The organism is Bradyrhizobium dasycarpum, assembly GCF_042019905.1.
GTDB classification, from domain to species: domain Bacteria; phylum Pseudomonadota; class Alphaproteobacteria; order Rhizobiales; family Xanthobacteraceae; genus Bradyrhizobium; species Bradyrhizobium japonicum_B.
On the sequence record NZ_CP169574.1, the window covers coordinates 1226578 to 1244277 of the forward strand.

Genomic DNA, 17700 nt, shown 5'->3' on the forward strand with positions numbered 1-17700 from the left:
CAAGGACACTCGAGTTGAAATTCCACATGATCAGCGACGGGCCGAAGCCGGTCGCGCCCTTCAGCCACGCGGTGGAAACCGATGGTTTCGTCTTCGTCACAGGCCAGATGCCGGACACGCCGCAGACGCCGGGCGTGCTGCCCGAGGGCATCGTCGCGCAGACCCGCGCGGTGATGGCGAATTTGAAGATCGTTTTGGCCGGTCTCGATCTCGGCCTCGAGCATGTCATGATGACGCGAGTCTATCTCACGCGCTTCAGGGAGGACTACACGGCCATGAACGAGACCTACCGTACGTTCTTTCCGCCGGACCGGCTCCCCGCGCGCACCTGTGTCGGGGTCACCGGGCTCGCCTATGATGCGTTGATCGAGATCGATCTGGTGTGCCGTCGGCCGTGACGGTCGGCAGGGTGGGCCGAGAGCGTGCTCATTTGTCTCAAATTGCAATCTATGCGAGTAGAAGATCTTGATCGGTTGTGAGTAGAGGTATCCCGGGCTTGAACGTGGGCGGCGACCGGCGCGACTAACCGGCAGAGTGCCGAAGGATCAGAGGAATGTGAACAAGGCGCCTCTTCCTAAAGCACTAAAATGGTGCTTTAGTGCTTTTCATGAGCCAGTCCTCTCGAAACGCGCCGTCCGCACTGCGTTACAGGCTTGCCCCTGACGCACCCGCCAAGGCCGCACTGGAGGCGACGTTCCAGGCCTATGACCGCATGATGGAAATCCTGGATGAGGTCGCGCGAAGCCACAACATCGGTTCCAACGTCGTGCTGCTGCATGCCCACGCCTATGACCCGATCCGCAAGGCAACCGCATTGCCGTCGCGTCTCGTGACGCTGGGTCTGCGCGACCGCAGCGAATATCGCGCGGCGCAGGGCCGCCGCCTGCCGCTCGACGACAAGCTCGCCAAGATCAAGGGCCCAGCCACCCTCTCGATTGCGACCGTGCAAGGCCGCTTCAGCGTGCCGTTCGACTATGCCGGCTATGCCGAGGGCTGGGGGCAAAGCGTGCCCGCGTGCCTGGTTCGCACCGAGGACGGTTTCGAAGTCCACTACGGCGTCACGCCGAACATTCTGCCAGAGGAGGAGAACGCTATGGAGAACATCGCTGCCGCTCCCGACAATTTCCTGTCCCGGGTCGGGCGCCTGATCGCCGGGATCGCTTACGACGCGATCGAGCAGGCGGAAGGCAAGAACAAGCTTGGGGTGGTCGGGCAGGCCATCCGCGAGATCGAGCGCGCCGAGACCGAAGCGCGCGACGCGCTCGCTGCCGCGCGTGCCGAGGAATACCGCCTCAACGCGCGCCGGACCGAAATCGAGCGCGAGATGGCCAATCTCGCCCCCAAGATCGAAACCGCGATCGCCGATGGCCGCGACGACCTCGCGCGCGCCGGCATCGCGCGGCAGATGGATCTGGAGGCCCAGTTCGACGTGCTCTCCCGCGCCATCGACGAGAACAACGATAAGATCGAGCAATCTGTCACCTCGCTGCGTGCGGTGCTGTCGGCACTCCAGGACGCCGAGCAGCGCCGCGCCGAGCTCGAAAAGAGCGAGGCGGCCGCAAGTCAGCAGGGCTCGACGTCGTCCCGCAAGCAGGGCGGCACTTCCGCCGCAGCCAAGGCCTTGCGTGCGGGCAGGGCGGTGGCCCGCGCCACCGGCGTGCCCCAGGCCATTCCGTATTCGAGCGACATCGACGAGCTCAGCACGCTCCATCGCGACAAGGAAATTGCGGCGAGGCTGGCGCGTCTCAAGTCACGCACCTGAGTGCCGTGTCATGAGCGCTCTGCTCGAACACGTCATGTCGCCGGAGGTGAGGCCGTTCGCGATCGCGGCGGCCATGATCGTCATCGTCGGCTCGATCGAGGTGGTCTCGATGCTGGTCGGGGCCTCCCTGAGCGAGATGCTCGGCACCCACTTCGATTTCGGTCATCCGAGCGACAACGGCGTGATCAACGCCATCTCCTGGATCAATGTCGGCGGCGTGCCGCTCCTCATCTTCCTGCTGCTCCTGCTCGGCGCCTTCTCCATCACCGGCTTCCTGATCCAGGACGTCGCACGGATGGTCGCCGGTCCCTTGCCGGCGACGGTCGCTTCGGTCGGGGCGGTCGTGATCTCGGTTCCGCTGGTCCGCGCCGCCAGCCGCGCGATCGCGCGGGTCATTCCCAAGGATGAAAGCTACGCCGTCGGCCTCGGCGATCTCGTCGGCCGCATCGGTGAGGTCGTCATCGGCCCGCTCGACCAGGGACCGCCGGGCCGCGTCAGCGTCGCCGATGTCCATGGCAACCGCCATTTCGTCTCGGCGGTCGCGGCGCCGTCATCGGCACCCTTGCCGCAGGGAACCGCGGTCCTGCTCGTCGATCGGGCCGGCACGCGCTTCGTGGCGGTCAAGGCCGACGATGAACTCAAACCTTCCAAGCCCAGTCTAAGCAGCAGCTAGGTCATTATCGGAGAAAGTCATGTTCGACATCGCAGTCCCGGCCATGATCGGCGTCGCGCTGATCGTCGTCCTGGGTATCGTCTTCACCATCCTCTACAAGCGCGCCACCCGCGACGAAGCCTTCGTGCGCACCGGCCTTGGCGGCAAGAAAGTCGTGCTCGACGGCGGCGCCATGATCCTGCCGATCTTCCACTCCTATGCCAGCGTCAACCTGAAGACGTTGCGGCTCACCGTGGAACGCAAGGAACGGGAATCCCTGATCACCAAGGACCGCCTGCGCGTCGACATCGTCGCGGAGTTCTACGTTCGCGTCCGCCCGGACGAAGAAAGCATCGCGCTGGCCAGCCAGACGCTGGGCGCGCTGACCAATGACGCCGAGGCGCTGCGCAACCAGGTCGAGGCGAAATTCGTCGACGGCCTGCGCTCGGTGGCCGCGACCATGACCATCCTGGAGCTTCAGGAGAAGCGCTCGGACTTCGTCAAGCACGTTCAGTCCACGGTCAGATCCGACGTGAAATCGAACGGGCTCGAGCTTGAATCGGTATCGCTGACCAAGCTGGACCAGACCGACGTCAAGTTCTTCAATCCCGAGAACTTCTTCGACGCCGAAGGCCTCACCCAGTTGAAGACCGTCACCGAAACCCGCCGCCGCGACCGCAACGCCATCGTGCGGGACAACGAGGTGGCGATCGCGCAGAAGGACCTTGAGGCGCGGCAGCAGACCCTCGGCATCGAGCGGACCAAAAAGGAAGCCGAGCTTTCGCAGGAGCGCGACATCGCCAACAAGACCGCGAGCACCCGCGCCGAGGTCGCAACCGCAACCCAGACCGCGCGCCTGACCGAGGAGAACGCCCGTATCGATACCGACAGGGCGGTCGCCGAGAAGGAGGCCGGTGCCAAGCAGGTCAAGGAAACCGCGGTGATCGAATCGGATCTGGCGATCAACAAGCGCAGGACCGATGCCCAGCGTGAGATCCAGATCGCCACGCAGGAGAACGAGATCCAGATCGCCGCCAAGAGCAAGGAGACCTCGGAAGCCGTCGCCGAAGCCAAGACCGCCGAAGCGCTCGCCGTCTCCGCGGAGGAGAAGGTCGTGACGGCGCGTGCGGTCGAGGTGGCTGATCGCGCCCGTCTCACCCAGGTGCTGGCTGCGCGGACCGAGGCCGAACGCAAATCGACCGAGCTGATCGTCGCGGCCGAGGCGGAGAAGAAGGCCTCGCTCGATCGCGCCGAGGCCGTGAAGACGCTGGCCACCGCCGAAGCCGAGTCCAACAAGATCAAGGCCGTCGGCGTCCGCGACATCGGTGAGGCCGAGGCCGCCGTCATCACCATGAAGAACGAGGCGCAGAACAAGCTCGGCAGCAACATCATCGACTTCGAGATCGCCAAGAGGCGGATCGAGACGATGCCGTCGGCGCTGGCCGAGATGGTCAAGCCGATCGCCAACCTCAAGGACGTCCGCATCCTGCACACCGGCGGCGCGTTCGGCGGCAATGGTGCCGGCGGAGGCAATGTCGGCTTCGGCGAAGGTCTCGCCGGCGAGCTGCTCAAGGTGCACGCGCTGCGCCCGATGATCGACGAGATTCTGCGCCAGGGCGGCTTTGCGCCCGGCGATGATCCCGTGCAGGCGCTGGTCGGCGCCGTGACCGGGAAGAGCAACGGCGCAGCCGTGCCGGTCGCTGCGCCGGCACCGGCGAAGACAAACTCCGCCGATCTATGAATGCCCGTTCATTGCTGCTGAGAATTCGAAACGATAGAAACGGTCCCGCGCGTCTCGCGTCGCGCAACGTTCCGGAGCGCAGATCGACGGGGTGTTGAACCCCTCGATCGCGCTCCGGACGTCCTGTCAGGCAACGCTTTTGTTGCCGCGGCGCCTGTGCCGATCGACGCCAGGTGCCGAGACCTGTTTCGATCGGAGGATTTTCATGAAGTATTTTCTGTCTGGATTGATCGCGATCGGTCTGTCGATCGCGGCCATGCCGTCGCTGGCGGGCGACGCCCGCAACGTCACGGTCGTCAACGAGACCGGCTATGCCATCAAATTCCTGGGCTTCAACGCGCCGGATGACGGCTTGGACGAGTGGGACAACGAGCTCGAGAAGGTGCTCCAGAACCAGGCCAGCACCTATGTCGAGTTCGACGAGGACGACGAGGGCTGCGTCTGGAACATCCGCGTCGACTGGCAGAGCTACGACGAGGCGGTGCTGTGGAAGAACGTCAACCTCTGCAGGATGACCGCGCTTCGGCTGCGCTACGATTCTGGCACCAAGACCACCTCGTTTCTTGCGGAATAGCGGTTGCCGCTGACGTCCGGAGGAGAGGGCTTCCAGGCCCTTCCTCAAGGACGTTTCGGAGGATGACGAATTCGTCCTTTGCAAGCGCAAGCGGCTTTGTTATACGCAGCCGCGCGCGAGCCACTGGTTCGCCTTTTCCTCGGTAGCTCAGCGGTAGAGCATCCGACTGTTAATCGGATGGTCGCTGGTTCGAATCCAGCCCGGGGAGCCAAATTTTTCCGTAAGTTCAATGAGTTGTAGCCGCGTCCTCGCGCGCTGCGCGATCTCGTTGCATTGATCTCTGAAGCCCGCGCCCCACGATTCCTGCCTGACTTTCGCATTCAAGCAGTTGTGTGGACGGGCGTCGTCGCGCCATGCGGACGGCGCCAAATCGACTCAATTGAAATCGAGCTTCGACAGCTGCCGGATTTTGACGGAGCTGATTCCCATGCCAGACATCCAGGTCGACCGTTCCCGAATGGCCCCCTCGATCCTGCCGGCCGACATCCCGGAGCTCAGCGACGACGAATGCCTCGCCTGTCTGGCGCGTGCGGTCGAGACGCCCGATTCGGCGCGGCTGGATGAGGTCGCAGCTCTGATCGGCCGCCTCGCGGTGGCGATCGAATAATCCGTTCCGGCGGCCAGTGCGGTAAGATGCGGAAGCCTTCGTCCCGCAGGTGAACGGCCGTGTTGCGTTTTGGCCGTGCATGCTCCAAAGATGCCGCGAATTTCGTCCGCGGCATCGTCCGCATTGCAGGGTCCGCAAATGTCCGGTTTCTCGACCGCGCGCCTCAAAATGGTCGATGGCCAGGTGCGCACCAATGATGTCACCGATCGTCGTGTTCTCGATGCCATGCTCACGGTTCCGCGCGAGGCCTTCGTGCCGGCCGCCCGGCAGGCACTGGCCTATCTCGATCTCGACCTCGACGTCAGCGAGGGCACAGCCAAGCGTTTCCTCATCAAGCCGCAGCTGACCGGCAAGCTGCTTCAGGCCGCCGAAATCGGCGAGGGCGACAGCGTGCTGGTGGTCGGCTGCGCCACGGGATATCTCGCGGCGCTGGCTGCCAAGCTGGCCGGCCAGGTCACTGCGACGGAATGCGATTCGACGCTCGCCGCGAAGGCCAGGGATGCCTTTGCGTCGCTGGGGCTCGCCAATGTCACCTGCAAGGCCGCGTCCTGCAGCGAAGGCGATCCGTCCGCCGCTCCCTATGACGTGATCATCCTCAATGGCGCTGCCGAGGTGATGCCGGAGGCGCTGCTCGGGCAGCTGAAGGAGGGCGGGCGCCTGGTCGGGGTGTCCGCCGAATCCCGGCCGCCGCGGGCCATGATCGTGACCCGGACCCACGGTGAGTTAGGCCATCGAACCCTGTTCGACGCCACCGCTCCGGTCCTTCCCGGGCTCGAACGGGCGGCCGCTTTCGTCTTCTGACGACCCAAAGCCCGTTAAAATCCCGTTCTGAATCAGAAGTGTGGCCGGGATGCTGCACGTGAAGAGTTTCCACCGGGAACTACTCCGGGGTAGTTCCGTCGCGCCGATCCGCATCCTATGTTGCGGCGGGGCAACGACTCCACTCGGTAGACGGTAACCCAGCTCGCGGGCACGAGCCGGGCGTTAGAATGAACGGAATTTCAGGGATGCATGGGGTGAAGCTCTTCACCGGAGCTGCGGTTTCGGTCCTGCTGCTGGCGCTTGCCGGGCCGGTGCCTGCCATGGCGGACACGATCGAGGCGGCACTGGTGCGCGCCTATCAGAACAATCCGCAGCTCAACGCACAGCGTGCCCAGGTGCGCTCGACTGACGAAAACGTGCCGCAGGCCTTGTCCGGCTATCGCCCCAAGGTCTCGCTGACGGCGAGCGGGGGTTACCAATATTCGGACTTCCAAAGCCAGCGCGGCGGCGCGCCGGCTCACGGGCCCGGCATTCCGCGAAGCGTCGGACTGACGGCTTCCCAGACCTTGTACAACGGCAACCAGACCGCCAACAGGACGCGCGCCGCGGAGAGCCAGGTTTCCGGCTCCCGCGAAGCGCTGCGCAGTCTCGATCAGACCGTGCTGCTCCAGGCCGCCACGACCTACATGGATTATCTGCGCGATGCGGCGACGCTGGAAGTCCAGCGCAGCAACGTGCGGGTGCTCGAGCAGACGCTGAAGCAGACCCGTGATCGTTTCAACGTCGGCGAGGTGACCCGCACCGACGTTGCGCAATCGGAAGCCCAGCTGGCGGCCGGCAGAACGCAGGCTCTGACCGCCGAATCAGATCTCAACACGACCCGTGCGAACTTCCGCCGCATCATCGGCAACGAGCCGACGAACCTGGCGCCCGGCTCGCCCGTCGACCGTTTCCTGCCCGCGACGCTCGCGGCCGCGGTCGAGCTCGGGCTCGTCGAGCATCCGAATGTGACGGCCGCGATGTTCGGCATCGACGTCAATTTCCTGCAGGTCAAGGTCGCCGAGGGCGCTCTGCTGCCGACGGTCACCCTGCAGACCAGCGTGACCCAGGCTTACGAACAATCCCTGATCCAGTACCGTGCGTTCAACGCTTCCGCGCTCGCGCAGATCTCGGTGCCGATCTATCAGGGCGGTAGCGAATATTCGCTGATCCGCCAATCCAAGGAAAACCTGGCGCAGCAGCGTCTCAACCTCGAGAACACGCGGGACCAGACCCGCGCGACCATCGTGCAATGGTGGGGTTCGTTGCAGGCCGGCAAGGCGCAGGTGCAGTCGGCGCAGGCGCAGGTGACGGCGTCCGAGATCGCGCTGAACGGCGTCCGCGAGGAAGCCAAGGCCGGTCAGCGCACCACCCTCGACGTGCTCAACGCGCAGCAGGCGCTGGTCAATGCGCGCGTCGCGCTCGTGACCGCGCAGCACGACCGCGTCGTCGCGTCCTACAACGTCCTCGCCGCCGTCGGCCGTCTGGCGCCGCAGGTGCTCGGTCTTGCGACCAATGTCTACGATCCGAGCGTTCACTACCATCAGGTCCGCGACAGCTGGGCCGGCGTGCGCACGCCTGACGGGCGCTGATCCCCGTAATCGTCCGGTCGGCCTCGCGAACAGCCGAAGCCGACCGGCACTTTGCTTGCAATCATCAAAATCCCTGACATAGCCTTGCTAGGACAATGCGGGTCGATTCGTCTCGTATTGATCCCGTATGCGTAGAGATTGAGTGCCGGGGGCAGGGGCGCACCGCCGCACGTTGAGCCGTGATCTGGGGACAAGTCGGGCTGCCGCGACGAAAATGGCAGGCCGCACGCCCGGAACCGGGCCAATCCTGCCTTGCTTGGTGTAAAACAACGCATGCGAGGGCGTTGATGATGTGGAGTCGGAGATGACGCAGCCTGCAAAGGTCACAGAACCCTCGATGGAGGAGATTCTGGCCTCGATCCGGCGCATCATTGCCGACGACGAGGCCAAGCCGCCGCCGGCCGAGACCGCCAAGCCTGAGAAAGCCGCGGCCCCCGCAGCGCCGCCGAAGCCGCAGGCGATGAACGACATTCCGCCCTCCAAGGTGGCACCGGCCAAACCGGCTGCCGAGAAGGCCGCTCCACCTCCGGCCCCAGCTCCCGCACCTGCGGCCGAAGCATCGCCAAACAGCCAGGACGATATCGACGCGCTGCTGGCGGGGCTCGACGCGGCCACGCCGGCGCCCGAGGTCCGCGCGCCCGAGCCGGAACCCGAGCCCGAGCCTGAACCCGACGTGCTCGAATTGACCGACGAGATGGCGATGGATCCGACGCCGGCTCCGCCGCCGCCGAGCTTCCGCAAGGTCGAGCCGCGGGATGATCTCGAATTCTCCGAATCGCCGCCGCCGCGCCCGCAGCCGTCGCCGTCCTACGCGCCGGTGGACTTCGATGCCCCGCCGCTGCCGCCGCAGCAGCCCATGCTGGCGCAATCGACCGTCTCGGCGGTGGAATCCGCCTTCAACTCGCTGGCCCATACGGTGCTCAGCAGCAATGCACGGACGCTGGAGGATCTGGTCAAGGAGATGCTGCGTCCGATGCTGAAGTCCTGGCTCGACGACAATTTGCCGGGCCTCGTCGAACGCATCGTGAAGGCCGAAATCGAGCGGGTCTCGCGCGGCGGCCGCTGAGAGGGGCGGTGCGGCCCCGATAAAGCCTGCTCCCAGGGCATGTTCGGCCTGCGGACCGGGCTGGAAAGCCCTCTTGCCGCCGAGCTTTCCGTTGACTTGACCCGCGCACGCGGCTTTCTAACACCCCCATGATCGAGAAAAATTACCAGCCCGCCGATATCGAAGCCCGCATGTCCGTGGTGTGGGAGGACAGCCTTGCCTTCAAGGCCGGCCGCCCCGACCGCCGCGACGCCGTGCCCTTTACCATCGTGATCCCGCCGCCGAACGTGACGGGCTCGCTGCATATGGGCCACGCCCTCAACAACACGCTGCAGGACATCCTGTGCCGGTTCGAGCGCATGCGCGGCCGCGACGTGCTGTGGCAGCCCGGCACCGACCATGCCGGCATCGCCACCCAGATGGTGGTCGAGCGGCAGCTGATGGAGCGTCAGCAGCCCGGCCGCCGCGAGATGGGCCGCGCCAAATTTCTCGAGCGGGTCTGGCAGTGGAAGGCCGAGAGCGGCGACACCATCATCAACCAGCTCAAGCGCCTCGGCGCGTCCTGCGACTGGTCGCGCGAGCGCTTCACCATGGACGAGGGCCTCTCGAAGGCCGTCGTCAAGGTGTTCGTCGAGCTGCATCGCGAAGGGCTGATCTACAAGGACAAGCGGCTGGTGAACTGGGACACCAAGCTGCTCACCGCGATCTCGGATCTCGAGGTGCAGCAGACCGAGGTCAAGGGCCACCTCTGGTATCTGCGCTATCCGATCGAGGACAGGACGTTCAGCCCCGAGGATCCCTCGAGCTTCATCGTCGTCGCCACCACGCGCCCCGAGACCATGCTCGGCGATACCGGCGTCGCCGTGCATCCCGAGGACGAGCGCTATCAGAAGCTGGTCGGCAAGAACGTGATCCTGCCGCTGGTCGGCCGCAAGATCAAAATCGTCGCCGACGATTACTCCGATCCGGAGAAGGGCTCGGGTGCGGTCAAGATCACGCCGGCGCACGACTTCAACGACTTCGAGGTCGGCAATCGCCACGGCCTCGCCCGCATCAGCGTGATCGATAGGGAAGGCTGTCTCGATCTCGTCGACAACGAGGACTATCTGCGCGACCTGCCCGAAGGGGCTTCGCAATTTGCCGAGGAGTTCCACAAGGTCGACCGCTTCGCTGCGCGCAAGCGCATCGTCGAGCGGCTGGAATCGTTCGGCTTCGTCGAGCGGATCGAGCCGCACACCCACATGGTGCCGCACGGCGATCGCTCCAACAGCGTGATCGAGCCGTACCTGACCGACCAGTGGTATGTCGACGCCAAGACGCTGGCCAAGCCGGCGATCGCGGCGGTGCGTTCGGGCGAGACGACGTTCGTGCCGAAGAACTGGGAGAAAACCTATTTCGACTGGATGGAGAACATCCAGCCCTGGTGCATCTCGCGCCAGCTGTGGTGGGGCCACCAGATCCCGGCCTGGTACGGGCCTGACGGCAAGGTGTTCGTCGCCGAGACCGAGGAGGAGGCGATCAGCCACGCCCTCGGCTATTACGTCGAGCAGGAGGTCATCACGGCCGAGCAAGGCCGCGAGATGGCGCTCGACCGCAACAAGCGCGAGGGCTTCATCACGCGCGACGAGGACGTGCTCGACACCTGGTTCTCCTCGGCGCTGTGGCCGTTCTCGGCGCTGGGCTGGCCGGATGACACGCCTGAGGTGCAGCGCTACTACCCGACCAATGCTCTGGTGACCGGCTTCGACATCATCTTCTTCTGGGTCGCCCGCATGATGATGATGGGCCTGCACTTCATGAAGGAGGTGCCGTTCTCGACTATCTACATCCACGCCCTCGTCCGCGACGAGAAGGGCGCCAAGATGTCGAAGTCGAAGGGCAACGTCATCGATCCGCTCAACCTGATCGACGAATACGGCGCAGACGCGCTGCGCTTCACGCTGGCCGCGATGGCGGCACAAGGGCGCGACATCAAGCTCGCCACCAGCCGCGTCGAAGGCTACCGCAATTTCGCGACCAAGCTCTGGAACGCCTGCCGCTTCGCAGAAATGAACCAGTGCGCCGTGCCTGAAGGCTTCGAGCCGGCGAAGGCGAAGGAGACGCTGAACCGCTGGATCGCGCATGAGAGCGCGCACACCACGCGCGAGGTGACCGAGGCGATCGAAGCCTATCGCTTCAACGATGCGGCCGGCAGCATCTACCGCTTCGTCTGGAACGTCTATTGCGACTGGTATGTCGAGCTCGCCAAGCCCGTGCTGCTCGGGCCGGACAGTCCCGCCAAGGACGAGACCCGCGCCATGGTCGCCTGGGCGCGCGACGAGATCCTGAAGCTGCTCCACCCCTTCATGCCCTTCATCACCGAAGAGCTGTGGGAGGTGACGGCCAAGCGCGACGGCCTGCTTGCACTGGCGCCATGGCCGCTGCAGCGGACCGAGCCGACGCCTGAGCAGCTTGCGATGCTCGCTGCGACGACGGGGACGACCGATCCGCTGGTCTCCCCCGCCTGGGTGCTGCCGATCTTCGATCATGCCGACTTCACCGACCCTGCGGCCGAGGCCGAGATCGGCTGGGTGATCGACCTCATCACACAGATCCGTTCGGTGCGCGCCGAGATGAACATTCCGCCGGCGACGCTGACGGCGCTGGTGCTGGCGGGCGCTTCGGGCGAGACGAGGAGCGCGCGCCGCGCTGGACCGACGTCATCAAGCGCATGGCGCGGCTGTCGGACATCTCCTTCGCCGACCGCGCGCCTGACGGCGCGGTCCAGCTGCTGGTGCGCGGCGAGGTCGCGGCGCTGCCGCTGAAGGGCGTGATCGACGTCGCCGCCGAGCGCGCGCGTCTCGACAAGGAGATGGCCAAGGCCGAGGCCGACATCAAGCGTGCCGAATCCAAGCTGGCGAACGAGAAATTCGTCGCCAACGCGGCCGAGGAGGTCGTCGAGGAGGAGCGCGAAAAGCGCGAGGCCGCGCTGGCTCGAAAGGCCAAGCTGCTTGAGGCGCTGGAGCGGCTGAAGCAGGCGTCGTGAGTTGATCGTCATTCCGGGGCGGCTCGCAGCGCCGAACTCCAGTGCGCAATTGCGCACCTGGAGATCTCGAGGTTCCGGGTTCGATGCTGCGCATCGCCCCGGAACGACAGCTACTTCGGAAACGGTTTGCTCAAGAACTTCGATCCCCTGATGCCGTAGCGCCAGGGCAGCTCGACCGCCTTGGTGATGCCGATCCGGATGCCGGTTGCGACCTCGACATCCTCCGTCCGCGCATGCAGTGCGATCGGCGGCCGGTCCAGCGGCAGAGCATTGTGCGCGATGGTGATCCCGAGCGCCTCGGTCAGCTTGCCCGGGCCCGAGCACAGCGCATGCAGATCCTGAAGATGACGGCGGCGGCGCATGGTGGCGATACCATGCGTCGGCTCGATCGCGCGGATCAGCACGGCGCTGGCCGAGCCTTCGTCCTCGCATACGAAGTTCACGCACCAATGGATGCCGTAGGAGCGATACACATAGGCATAGCCGGGCGGGCCGAACATCACCTGGTTCCGCGGCGTCGGCCCGTTGTAGGAGTGCGCCGCCGGGTCGGTATGATGATAGGCCTCGACCTCGACGATGATGCCCCCAATTCCGTCGACCAGCATCGTCGCGCCGATCAGGTCCGGCGCGACCTCGTGGACTCTGCGGCCGAAAAAGGCACGTTTCAGCGGCTTGCCGAGCCGCGGGGATGAGGCGTTCGATCTTGGAGCCATTCGAGATGAGAATCGTCAGAGGACAGAGCAGGATATTGCCCATATCTGCCATGTTCCCTGAAGCGGGGCGAGCCGGGTTGCGATGCCCCGCCAGACCGACTAGGTAGGACCTGAACAGACCGGACACCCCATGGTCGTAATCGTCGATACCATCTCGAACCCGCTGCGCCCGCGCCACCCCGAAAAGGTGAACCGGCCCGATTCCGCTTCGCCGCCGAAGCCGGACTGGATCCGCGTGCGCGCGCCCAATACCCGCGGCTATGCCGACACCCGCAACATCGTGCGGTCGAACGGCCTGCACACGGTGTGCGAGGAGGCGGGCTGCCCGAACATCGGCGAGTGCTGGGACAAGAAGCACGCCACCTTCATGATCATGGGTGACACCTGCACCCGCGCCTGCGCCTTCTGCAACGTCAAGACCGGCCTGCCCAATGCGCTGGATGCGGCCGAGCCTGAGAATGTCGCCGAGGCGGTCGCCAAGCTCGGCCTCGCCCATGTCGTCATCACCTCGGTCGACCGCGATGACCTCACTGATGGCGGCGCCGAGCATTTTGCCCAGACCATCCGCGCCATCCGCGCCGCGTGTCCCTCGACCACGATCGAGATCCTGACGCCGGACTTCCTGCGCAAGGAGGGGGCGCTCGAAATCGTCGTCGCCGCCAAGCCCGACGTCTTCAACCACAATCTCGAGACCGTGCCCTCGCGCTATCTCACGGTGCGGCCGGGCGCGCGCTATTTCCACTCGATCCGGCTGCTGCAGCGGGTCAAGGAGCTCGATCCCACCATCTTCACCAAGTCCGGCATCATGGTCGGCCTCGGCGAGGAGCGTCACGAGGTGCAGCAGGTGATGGACGATCTGCGCTCCGCCGACGTCGATTTCCTGACCATCGGCCAGTACCTGCAGCCGACCCGCAAGCACCATGCGGTGATGCGCTACGTGCCGCCGGACGAGTTCGCCTCCTACGAGAAGGTGGCCTACACCAAGGGCTTCCTGATGGTGTCCGCGAGCCCGCTCACCCGCTCGTCGCATCATGCGGGCGAGGATTTTGCGAGACTGAAGGCCGCGCGGGCAGCTCACGCTCGCTGAACCGCCATCTGAGCCATCATGCCCAAATTTTCGAGCAAGCGCCGTGTCAATCACAGCGCATCCGAGATGTTCGATCTGGTCGCCGACGTCGAGCGCTACCCGGAATTCGTGCCGCTCTGCAGCGCGCTGAAGGTGCGCCAGCGGATGGCCAAGCCCGACGGCACCGAGGTGCTGGTCGCCGACATGACGGTGTCGTTCAAGCTGATCGAGGAATCCTTCACCAGCCGCGTGACGCTCGACCGCGCCAATCTGAAGATTCTCGTCGAGTATCTGCAAGGTCCCTTCAGCAATCTGGAAAACCGCTGGACGTTCGAGCCCAAAGGCGAGGGCGTCTGCGACGTCGGCTTCTTCCTGTCCTACGAATTCAAGAGCCGCATGCTGGCGTTGCTGATGGGCTCGATGTTCGATGCCGCCTTCGCGCGCTTCTCCACCGCGTTCGAGAAACGAGCGGACGCGATCTACGGCCGGCCGAAGCTGGCGTCGACTTAGCTGCCCGGCTCTCGTGTCCCGGACGCGGTGCAGCGCGTAGCGCTGCTGCGCAGAGCCGGGACCCATGCCGCCGCATACGCGCCTTTGGAGACATGGCCCCAGCTCTGCAGCGGCCCCAGCTCTGCAGCGCATCGCTGAAGGAGCGCTGCGCTGCGTCCGGGGCACGAAATTCACACTTCAATCCACCGCGACGTGCGACGGCTGCGAGACGGAATGAGTCAACCTCGGGATTCTTGAGAACTGAACATGACGCAGCGCTCTCGCGACAGGTCCTGTCCGAGTCTTGCGCGGTCATATCGCCCTCTGTCAAAGGGCGCAGGGAAGACCGGATGCCGGCCGGGCACCCGCGGTCCACTGTGCGAAACCTGCGTGTCAAGAAACTGCACAGCGGCATACAGGTGAAGCCAGACAACCGGCCTTCCCTGCGCAGTGGTTTGACGGCTTATGCCGAGCTCTCCCCGGGGAGCGTTGCACTATTGCCCCCGTCGCCTTGCAGATCGCTGATGCGCGCACCCGGCCGGGCCGCCGCATCACCGCAAGACTTGACGCACAGACCCCGGGCGTCAGGACCACACGGTTTTGCCGTACGCATGTCACACCGGTCGTGTGCGCGCCGGCCGTCGCTCACGGTCGCCCGCCCTGCGATGCCTCTCGCGCCGATGTGACTTGCGTCCACCGCAGCTCACCCCACGTTTCGTGACGATCGCGATACGCCCCTCTGACCGGGATGAGGTGGCGCGACGATGCGAAAAATCCGAACTTCTGTAAAGGCGAATATTTTCATGAGAGGGGCTTGCCCCACGCCTAGCGTGTTTCGCTCGTCGGGCAACGCAAGGAATTGTGGGCCGTAGGGCGGATGAGCCGAAGCCGTAATCCGCCATTGTTCGCCTCGGACAGGAGATGCGGCGGATTACGCAGCGCTAATCCGCCCTTCGGGATGTGTTCTTTCGGGATCATTTCGGGCCGCCGCGAGTTCTCTCCGGATTGTCCGGGTCGGAGCCGCCATGACCATCAATTTCGAAACGCTGAAAGCCTCGCTCGTCCTCTATGGCCTGAACGCGATCTACGCGATCCTGCTGCTCGCGATCGGCTGGTATCTGTCCGGCGCGATGCAGCGCTTCGTCACGCGCCTGCTGAGCGTCACGCACCGCGTCGACCCGCTGGTCACGCTGTTCGTGGGCAGCGTGGCGCGCTACGGCGTGCTCGCCGTGGTCGGCATCGCCGTGCTTCAGCTGTTCGGCATCCAGACCGCAAGCCTCGTTGCCGTGCTGGGCGCCACATCGCTTGCCATCGGTCTCGCGCTCCAGGGCACGCTGTCCAATCTCGCCGCCGGCGTGATGCTGCTGTTGTTCCGGCCCTTTCACATCGGCGACGACGTCGAGGTGGCCGGCAAGGCCGGGAAGGTGCAGTCGCTGTCGCTGTTCATGACCGAGCTGGTCGCGCCCGACAATACGCAGATCCTGCTGCCGAACGGACAGGTGTGGGGCGCGGCCATCATCAACCACAGCGCCTATCCCGGCACCGGCGAGATCAAGGTGGTGTTTCCGGTCCCGGCCGGCGCGGCCAATACGCTGGCCGATCGCATCCTGGAGCAATTACGCAACGACTCGCGCATCGACGATCATTCGCAACCGGCCGTTACCGTCACGAAGGTACTGGATGTCGCCAATCCCGCGACACCGATCCTGGAATTGACGGTCAGCGCAAAGGCAAAACCGTCGCAGGCTGACGCAGTCAAGCAGTGCGTGCTCGATCGGGCGAGCGCATTGCTCGCGGCGGCATGAGCCACATCAGCCCCGCGGCGAGCGCGGCGGCCTGCGCTTCACAATGTGCCGGCGCGGCGAGCGGGTGACGCGCGGGCGCAGGCGGGTTGCGGCGGCGCGCGGCTTGGTCTGGGCTTGCGGGCCGCGGGCCAGATCCATCAACATGCGCAGCGCCTCGACGACGGAGCGCTGGCGCACCGCGGTGCGGCCGATCGCGCCGAAGCGATGCTCGCGGTGGATGATCCGGCCATCGCGTGCCGCGGCGGCGAAGTGGACGAGACCGACCGGCTTGCCGGGCGTCGCGCCGCCGGGACCGGCTATGCCGGTGATGGCGACGGCGAGATCGACGCCGGCGCGTTCCAGCGCGCCGACCGCCATCGCGGTTGCGGTTTCCTTGCTGACGGCGCCGAAATTGGCGAGCGTGCCGGCTTCGACGCCGAGCATGGCGCGCTTGGCGTCGTTGGAATAGGTGACGAAGCCGCGATCGATCACGTCGGACGAGCCGGGGATGTCGGTCAGCGCGGCGGCGACGAGGCCGCCGGTGCAGGATTCAGCGGTCGCGACCGTCAGCTTGCGCATCCGGCACAGATCGAGCAGCGAGCGGGAGAGGGCGCGTGCGTCGCTGCCGCCCATGGCCTACACGCCCCAGGTCTTTTCGTTGAATGGCAGACGGATGGTGGCGCTCGCAGTGGCGGCGATGCCTTCCTCGCGGCCGGTGAAGCCGAGCCGCTCGCTGGTCGTCGCCTTCACCGCGACGCGCGAGATGTCGACGCCGGAGATCTCGGCGATGCTCGCGCGCATGGTGTCGCGCAGGGGGCCGATCTTCGGCCGCTCGCAGATCATGGTGACCTCGAGATTGGCGATGCGCCCGCCGCGCGCCGTGACGCGCTCGATGGCGTATTTCAGGAACTGGTCGGAGGAGGCGCCCTTCCACTTCGCATCGCTCGGCGGGAAGTGCGAGCCGATGTCGCCGTCGGCGAGCGCGCCGAGGATGGCGTCGACCAGCGCGTGGAGGCCGACATCGCCGTCGGAATGGGCGAGAAAACCCTTGGTATGCGGCACGCGCACGCCGCAGAGCATGACGTGGTCGCCTTCGCCGAAGGCGTGCACGTCGTAGCCGGTGCCGGTCCTGATATCGCCGAGCTGCGCCGCCAGGCGCGCTTCCTCGCGCACGAAATCCTCGGGTGTGGTGAGCTTCATGTTGGCAACATCGCCTTCAAAGGTTGCAACCGTCAATCCCGCCCATTCGGCAATCGCGGCATCGTCGGTGAAATCACTGCGCCCGTCCTTCGCCGCGCGACGATGCCCTTCGAGGATGACGTCGAAACGAAAGGATTGCGGCGTCTGCGCGATCCGCAAGGAGGCGCGGTCCGGCGTGCCCTCGACATTGCCGCTCGCGCCGGTGACCTTGATCGTATCGGTGACAGGGACGACGGGAATGGCGGCGCCGGTTCGGCTGGCCGCCTCGATCGCGCGCGAGATCAATCCTTCCGAGACGAAGGGCCGCGCGGCGTCGTGAATCAGGACGATGTCGGGCTTGTACTGCGCGAGCGCTTCGAGGCCCGATAGCACCGAGGCCTGCCGCGTCGCGCCGCCATTGGCCGGCGGCTCGTGCTCGAGCCCCGCGACCGCAGCCGTGAACATCGCGCTGTCATCGGGGTTCACCACCGGCTGCACCGCAAACACGTCGGCGTGACGGCTGAAGGCTTCCATGGCGCGATAGATCACGGGCACGCCGCCGATCTCGCGATATTGCTTCGGCCCGCCGGCGCCCGCACGCAGTCCACGCCCGGCTGCGACGAGGACGACCGCGGTGCGCTGTGATTTCGCCATAGGACTCAAATACTCA

The 17700-nt window shown here is 65.5% G+C and carries 17 protein-coding genes and 1 tRNA gene; 15 read left to right on the top strand and 3 right to left on the bottom strand.

What is annotated here, in order from left to right:
* The first annotated feature begins 14 nt into the window (after positions 1–14).
* From ACETMP_RS06270 to ACETMP_RS06325, 12 genes are all read left to right on the top strand, one after another.
* Positions 15–398 carry a RidA family protein gene (locus ACETMP_RS06270; protein ID WP_375160287.1) on the top strand — a complete coding sequence of 128 codons (384 nt, stop codon included), beginning with the start codon at positions 15–17 and terminating at the stop codon, positions 396–398.
* 200 nt (positions 399–598) lie between these two features.
* Positions 599–1762 carry a PspA/IM30 family protein gene (locus ACETMP_RS06275; RefSeq protein ID WP_375160288.1) on the top strand — a complete coding sequence of 388 codons (1164 nt, stop codon included), beginning with the start codon at positions 599–601 and terminating at the stop codon, positions 1760–1762.
* 10 nt (positions 1763–1772) lie between these two features.
* The gene (locus tag ACETMP_RS06280; RefSeq protein WP_375160289.1) at positions 1773–2435 is read left to right on the top strand and encodes an OB-fold-containig protein; all 663 of its coding nucleotides are present in this window, start codon (positions 1773–1775) and stop codon (positions 2433–2435) included.
* A gap of 19 nt (positions 2436–2454) precedes the next feature.
* The gene (locus tag ACETMP_RS06285) at positions 2455–4155 is read left to right on the top strand and encodes a flotillin family protein (protein WP_375160290.1); all 1701 of its coding nucleotides are present in this window, start codon (positions 2455–2457) and stop codon (positions 4153–4155) included.
* Between the two features lie 205 nt (positions 4156–4360).
* The gene (locus tag ACETMP_RS06290; protein WP_375160291.1) at positions 4361–4729 is read left to right on the top strand and encodes a hypothetical protein; all 369 of its coding nucleotides are present in this window, start codon (positions 4361–4363) and stop codon (positions 4727–4729) included.
* A 136-nt stretch (positions 4730–4865) separates the two neighbouring features.
* Positions 4866–4940 (top strand) — tRNA-Asn (locus ACETMP_RS06295).
* A 216-nt stretch (positions 4941–5156) separates the two neighbouring features.
* Entirely contained in the window at positions 5157–5336 is a 180-nt protein-coding gene (locus ACETMP_RS06300) for a hypothetical protein (protein WP_257179674.1), read from the top strand.
* A gap of 138 nt (positions 5337–5474) precedes the next feature.
* Positions 5475–6137, top strand: a complete 663-nt coding sequence (locus ACETMP_RS06305) for a protein-L-isoaspartate O-methyltransferase (RefSeq protein WP_375160292.1) — start codon at positions 5475–5477, stop codon at positions 6135–6137.
* 206 nt (positions 6138–6343) lie between these two features.
* Positions 6344–7729, top strand: a complete 1386-nt coding sequence (locus ACETMP_RS06310) for a TolC family outer membrane protein (protein WP_375161851.1) — start codon at positions 6344–6346, stop codon at positions 7727–7729.
* A 304-nt stretch (positions 7730–8033) separates the two neighbouring features.
* Positions 8034–8795 carry a PopZ family protein gene (locus ACETMP_RS06315; RefSeq protein WP_375160293.1) on the top strand — a complete coding sequence of 254 codons (762 nt, stop codon included), beginning with the start codon at positions 8034–8036 and terminating at the stop codon, positions 8793–8795.
* A gap of 128 nt (positions 8796–8923) precedes the next feature.
* A complete protein-coding gene (locus ACETMP_RS06320) occupies positions 8924–11578 on the top strand; it encodes a valine--tRNA ligase (RefSeq protein ID WP_375160294.1) in 2655 nt (884 codons plus the stop codon).
* Positions 11485–11799: a hypothetical protein gene (locus ACETMP_RS06325; protein ID WP_375160295.1), complete on the top strand. Its 315-nt coding sequence runs from the start codon at positions 11485–11487 to the stop codon at positions 11797–11799. The genes ACETMP_RS06320 and ACETMP_RS06325 overlap by 94 nt, the downstream gene beginning before the upstream one ends.
* Positions 11800–11909: 110 nt before the next feature.
* Here ACETMP_RS06325 and ACETMP_RS06330 read toward each other — a convergent pair whose 3' ends face one another.
* On the bottom strand, positions 11910–12512 hold the full coding sequence (locus ACETMP_RS06330) for a DNA-3-methyladenine glycosylase (RefSeq protein ID WP_375160296.1): 603 nt from the start codon (positions 12510–12512) through the stop codon (positions 11910–11912).
* Between the two features lie 130 nt (positions 12513–12642).
* On the opposite strand from ACETMP_RS06330, the gene lipA reads away from it, so the two are divergent.
* The 3 genes from lipA (at position 12643) to ACETMP_RS06345 (ending at position 15872) form a co-directional block, all read left to right on the top strand.
* Positions 12643–13599, top strand: coding sequence for a lipoyl synthase (lipA, locus tag ACETMP_RS06335; protein ID WP_375160297.1), 957 nt, complete (start codon positions 12643–12645; stop codon positions 13597–13599).
* Positions 13600–13617: 18 nt separating this feature from the next.
* Positions 13618–14088, top strand: coding sequence for a type II toxin-antitoxin system RatA family toxin (locus tag ACETMP_RS06340; protein ID WP_375160298.1), 471 nt, complete (start codon positions 13618–13620; stop codon positions 14086–14088).
* 1004 nt (positions 14089–15092) lie between these two features.
* The gene (locus ACETMP_RS06345; protein WP_375160299.1) at positions 15093–15872 is read left to right on the top strand and encodes a mechanosensitive ion channel family protein; all 780 of its coding nucleotides are present in this window, start codon (positions 15093–15095) and stop codon (positions 15870–15872) included.
* Between the two features lie 6 nt (positions 15873–15878).
* Here the strand turns inward: ACETMP_RS06345 and ACETMP_RS06350 are convergent, their stop codons facing one another.
* Both ACETMP_RS06350 and ACETMP_RS06355 read right to left on the bottom strand, forming a co-directional pair.
* Positions 15879–16484, bottom strand: coding sequence for a CinA family protein (locus tag ACETMP_RS06350; protein WP_375160300.1), 606 nt, complete (start codon positions 16482–16484; stop codon positions 15879–15881).
* Between the two features lie 3 nt (positions 16485–16487).
* Positions 16488–17684, bottom strand: a complete 1197-nt coding sequence (locus tag ACETMP_RS06355) for a bifunctional 2-C-methyl-D-erythritol 4-phosphate cytidylyltransferase/2-C-methyl-D-erythritol 2,4-cyclodiphosphate synthase (protein ID WP_375160301.1) — start codon at positions 17682–17684, stop codon at positions 16488–16490.
* Positions 17685–17700 lie beyond the last annotated feature (16 nt).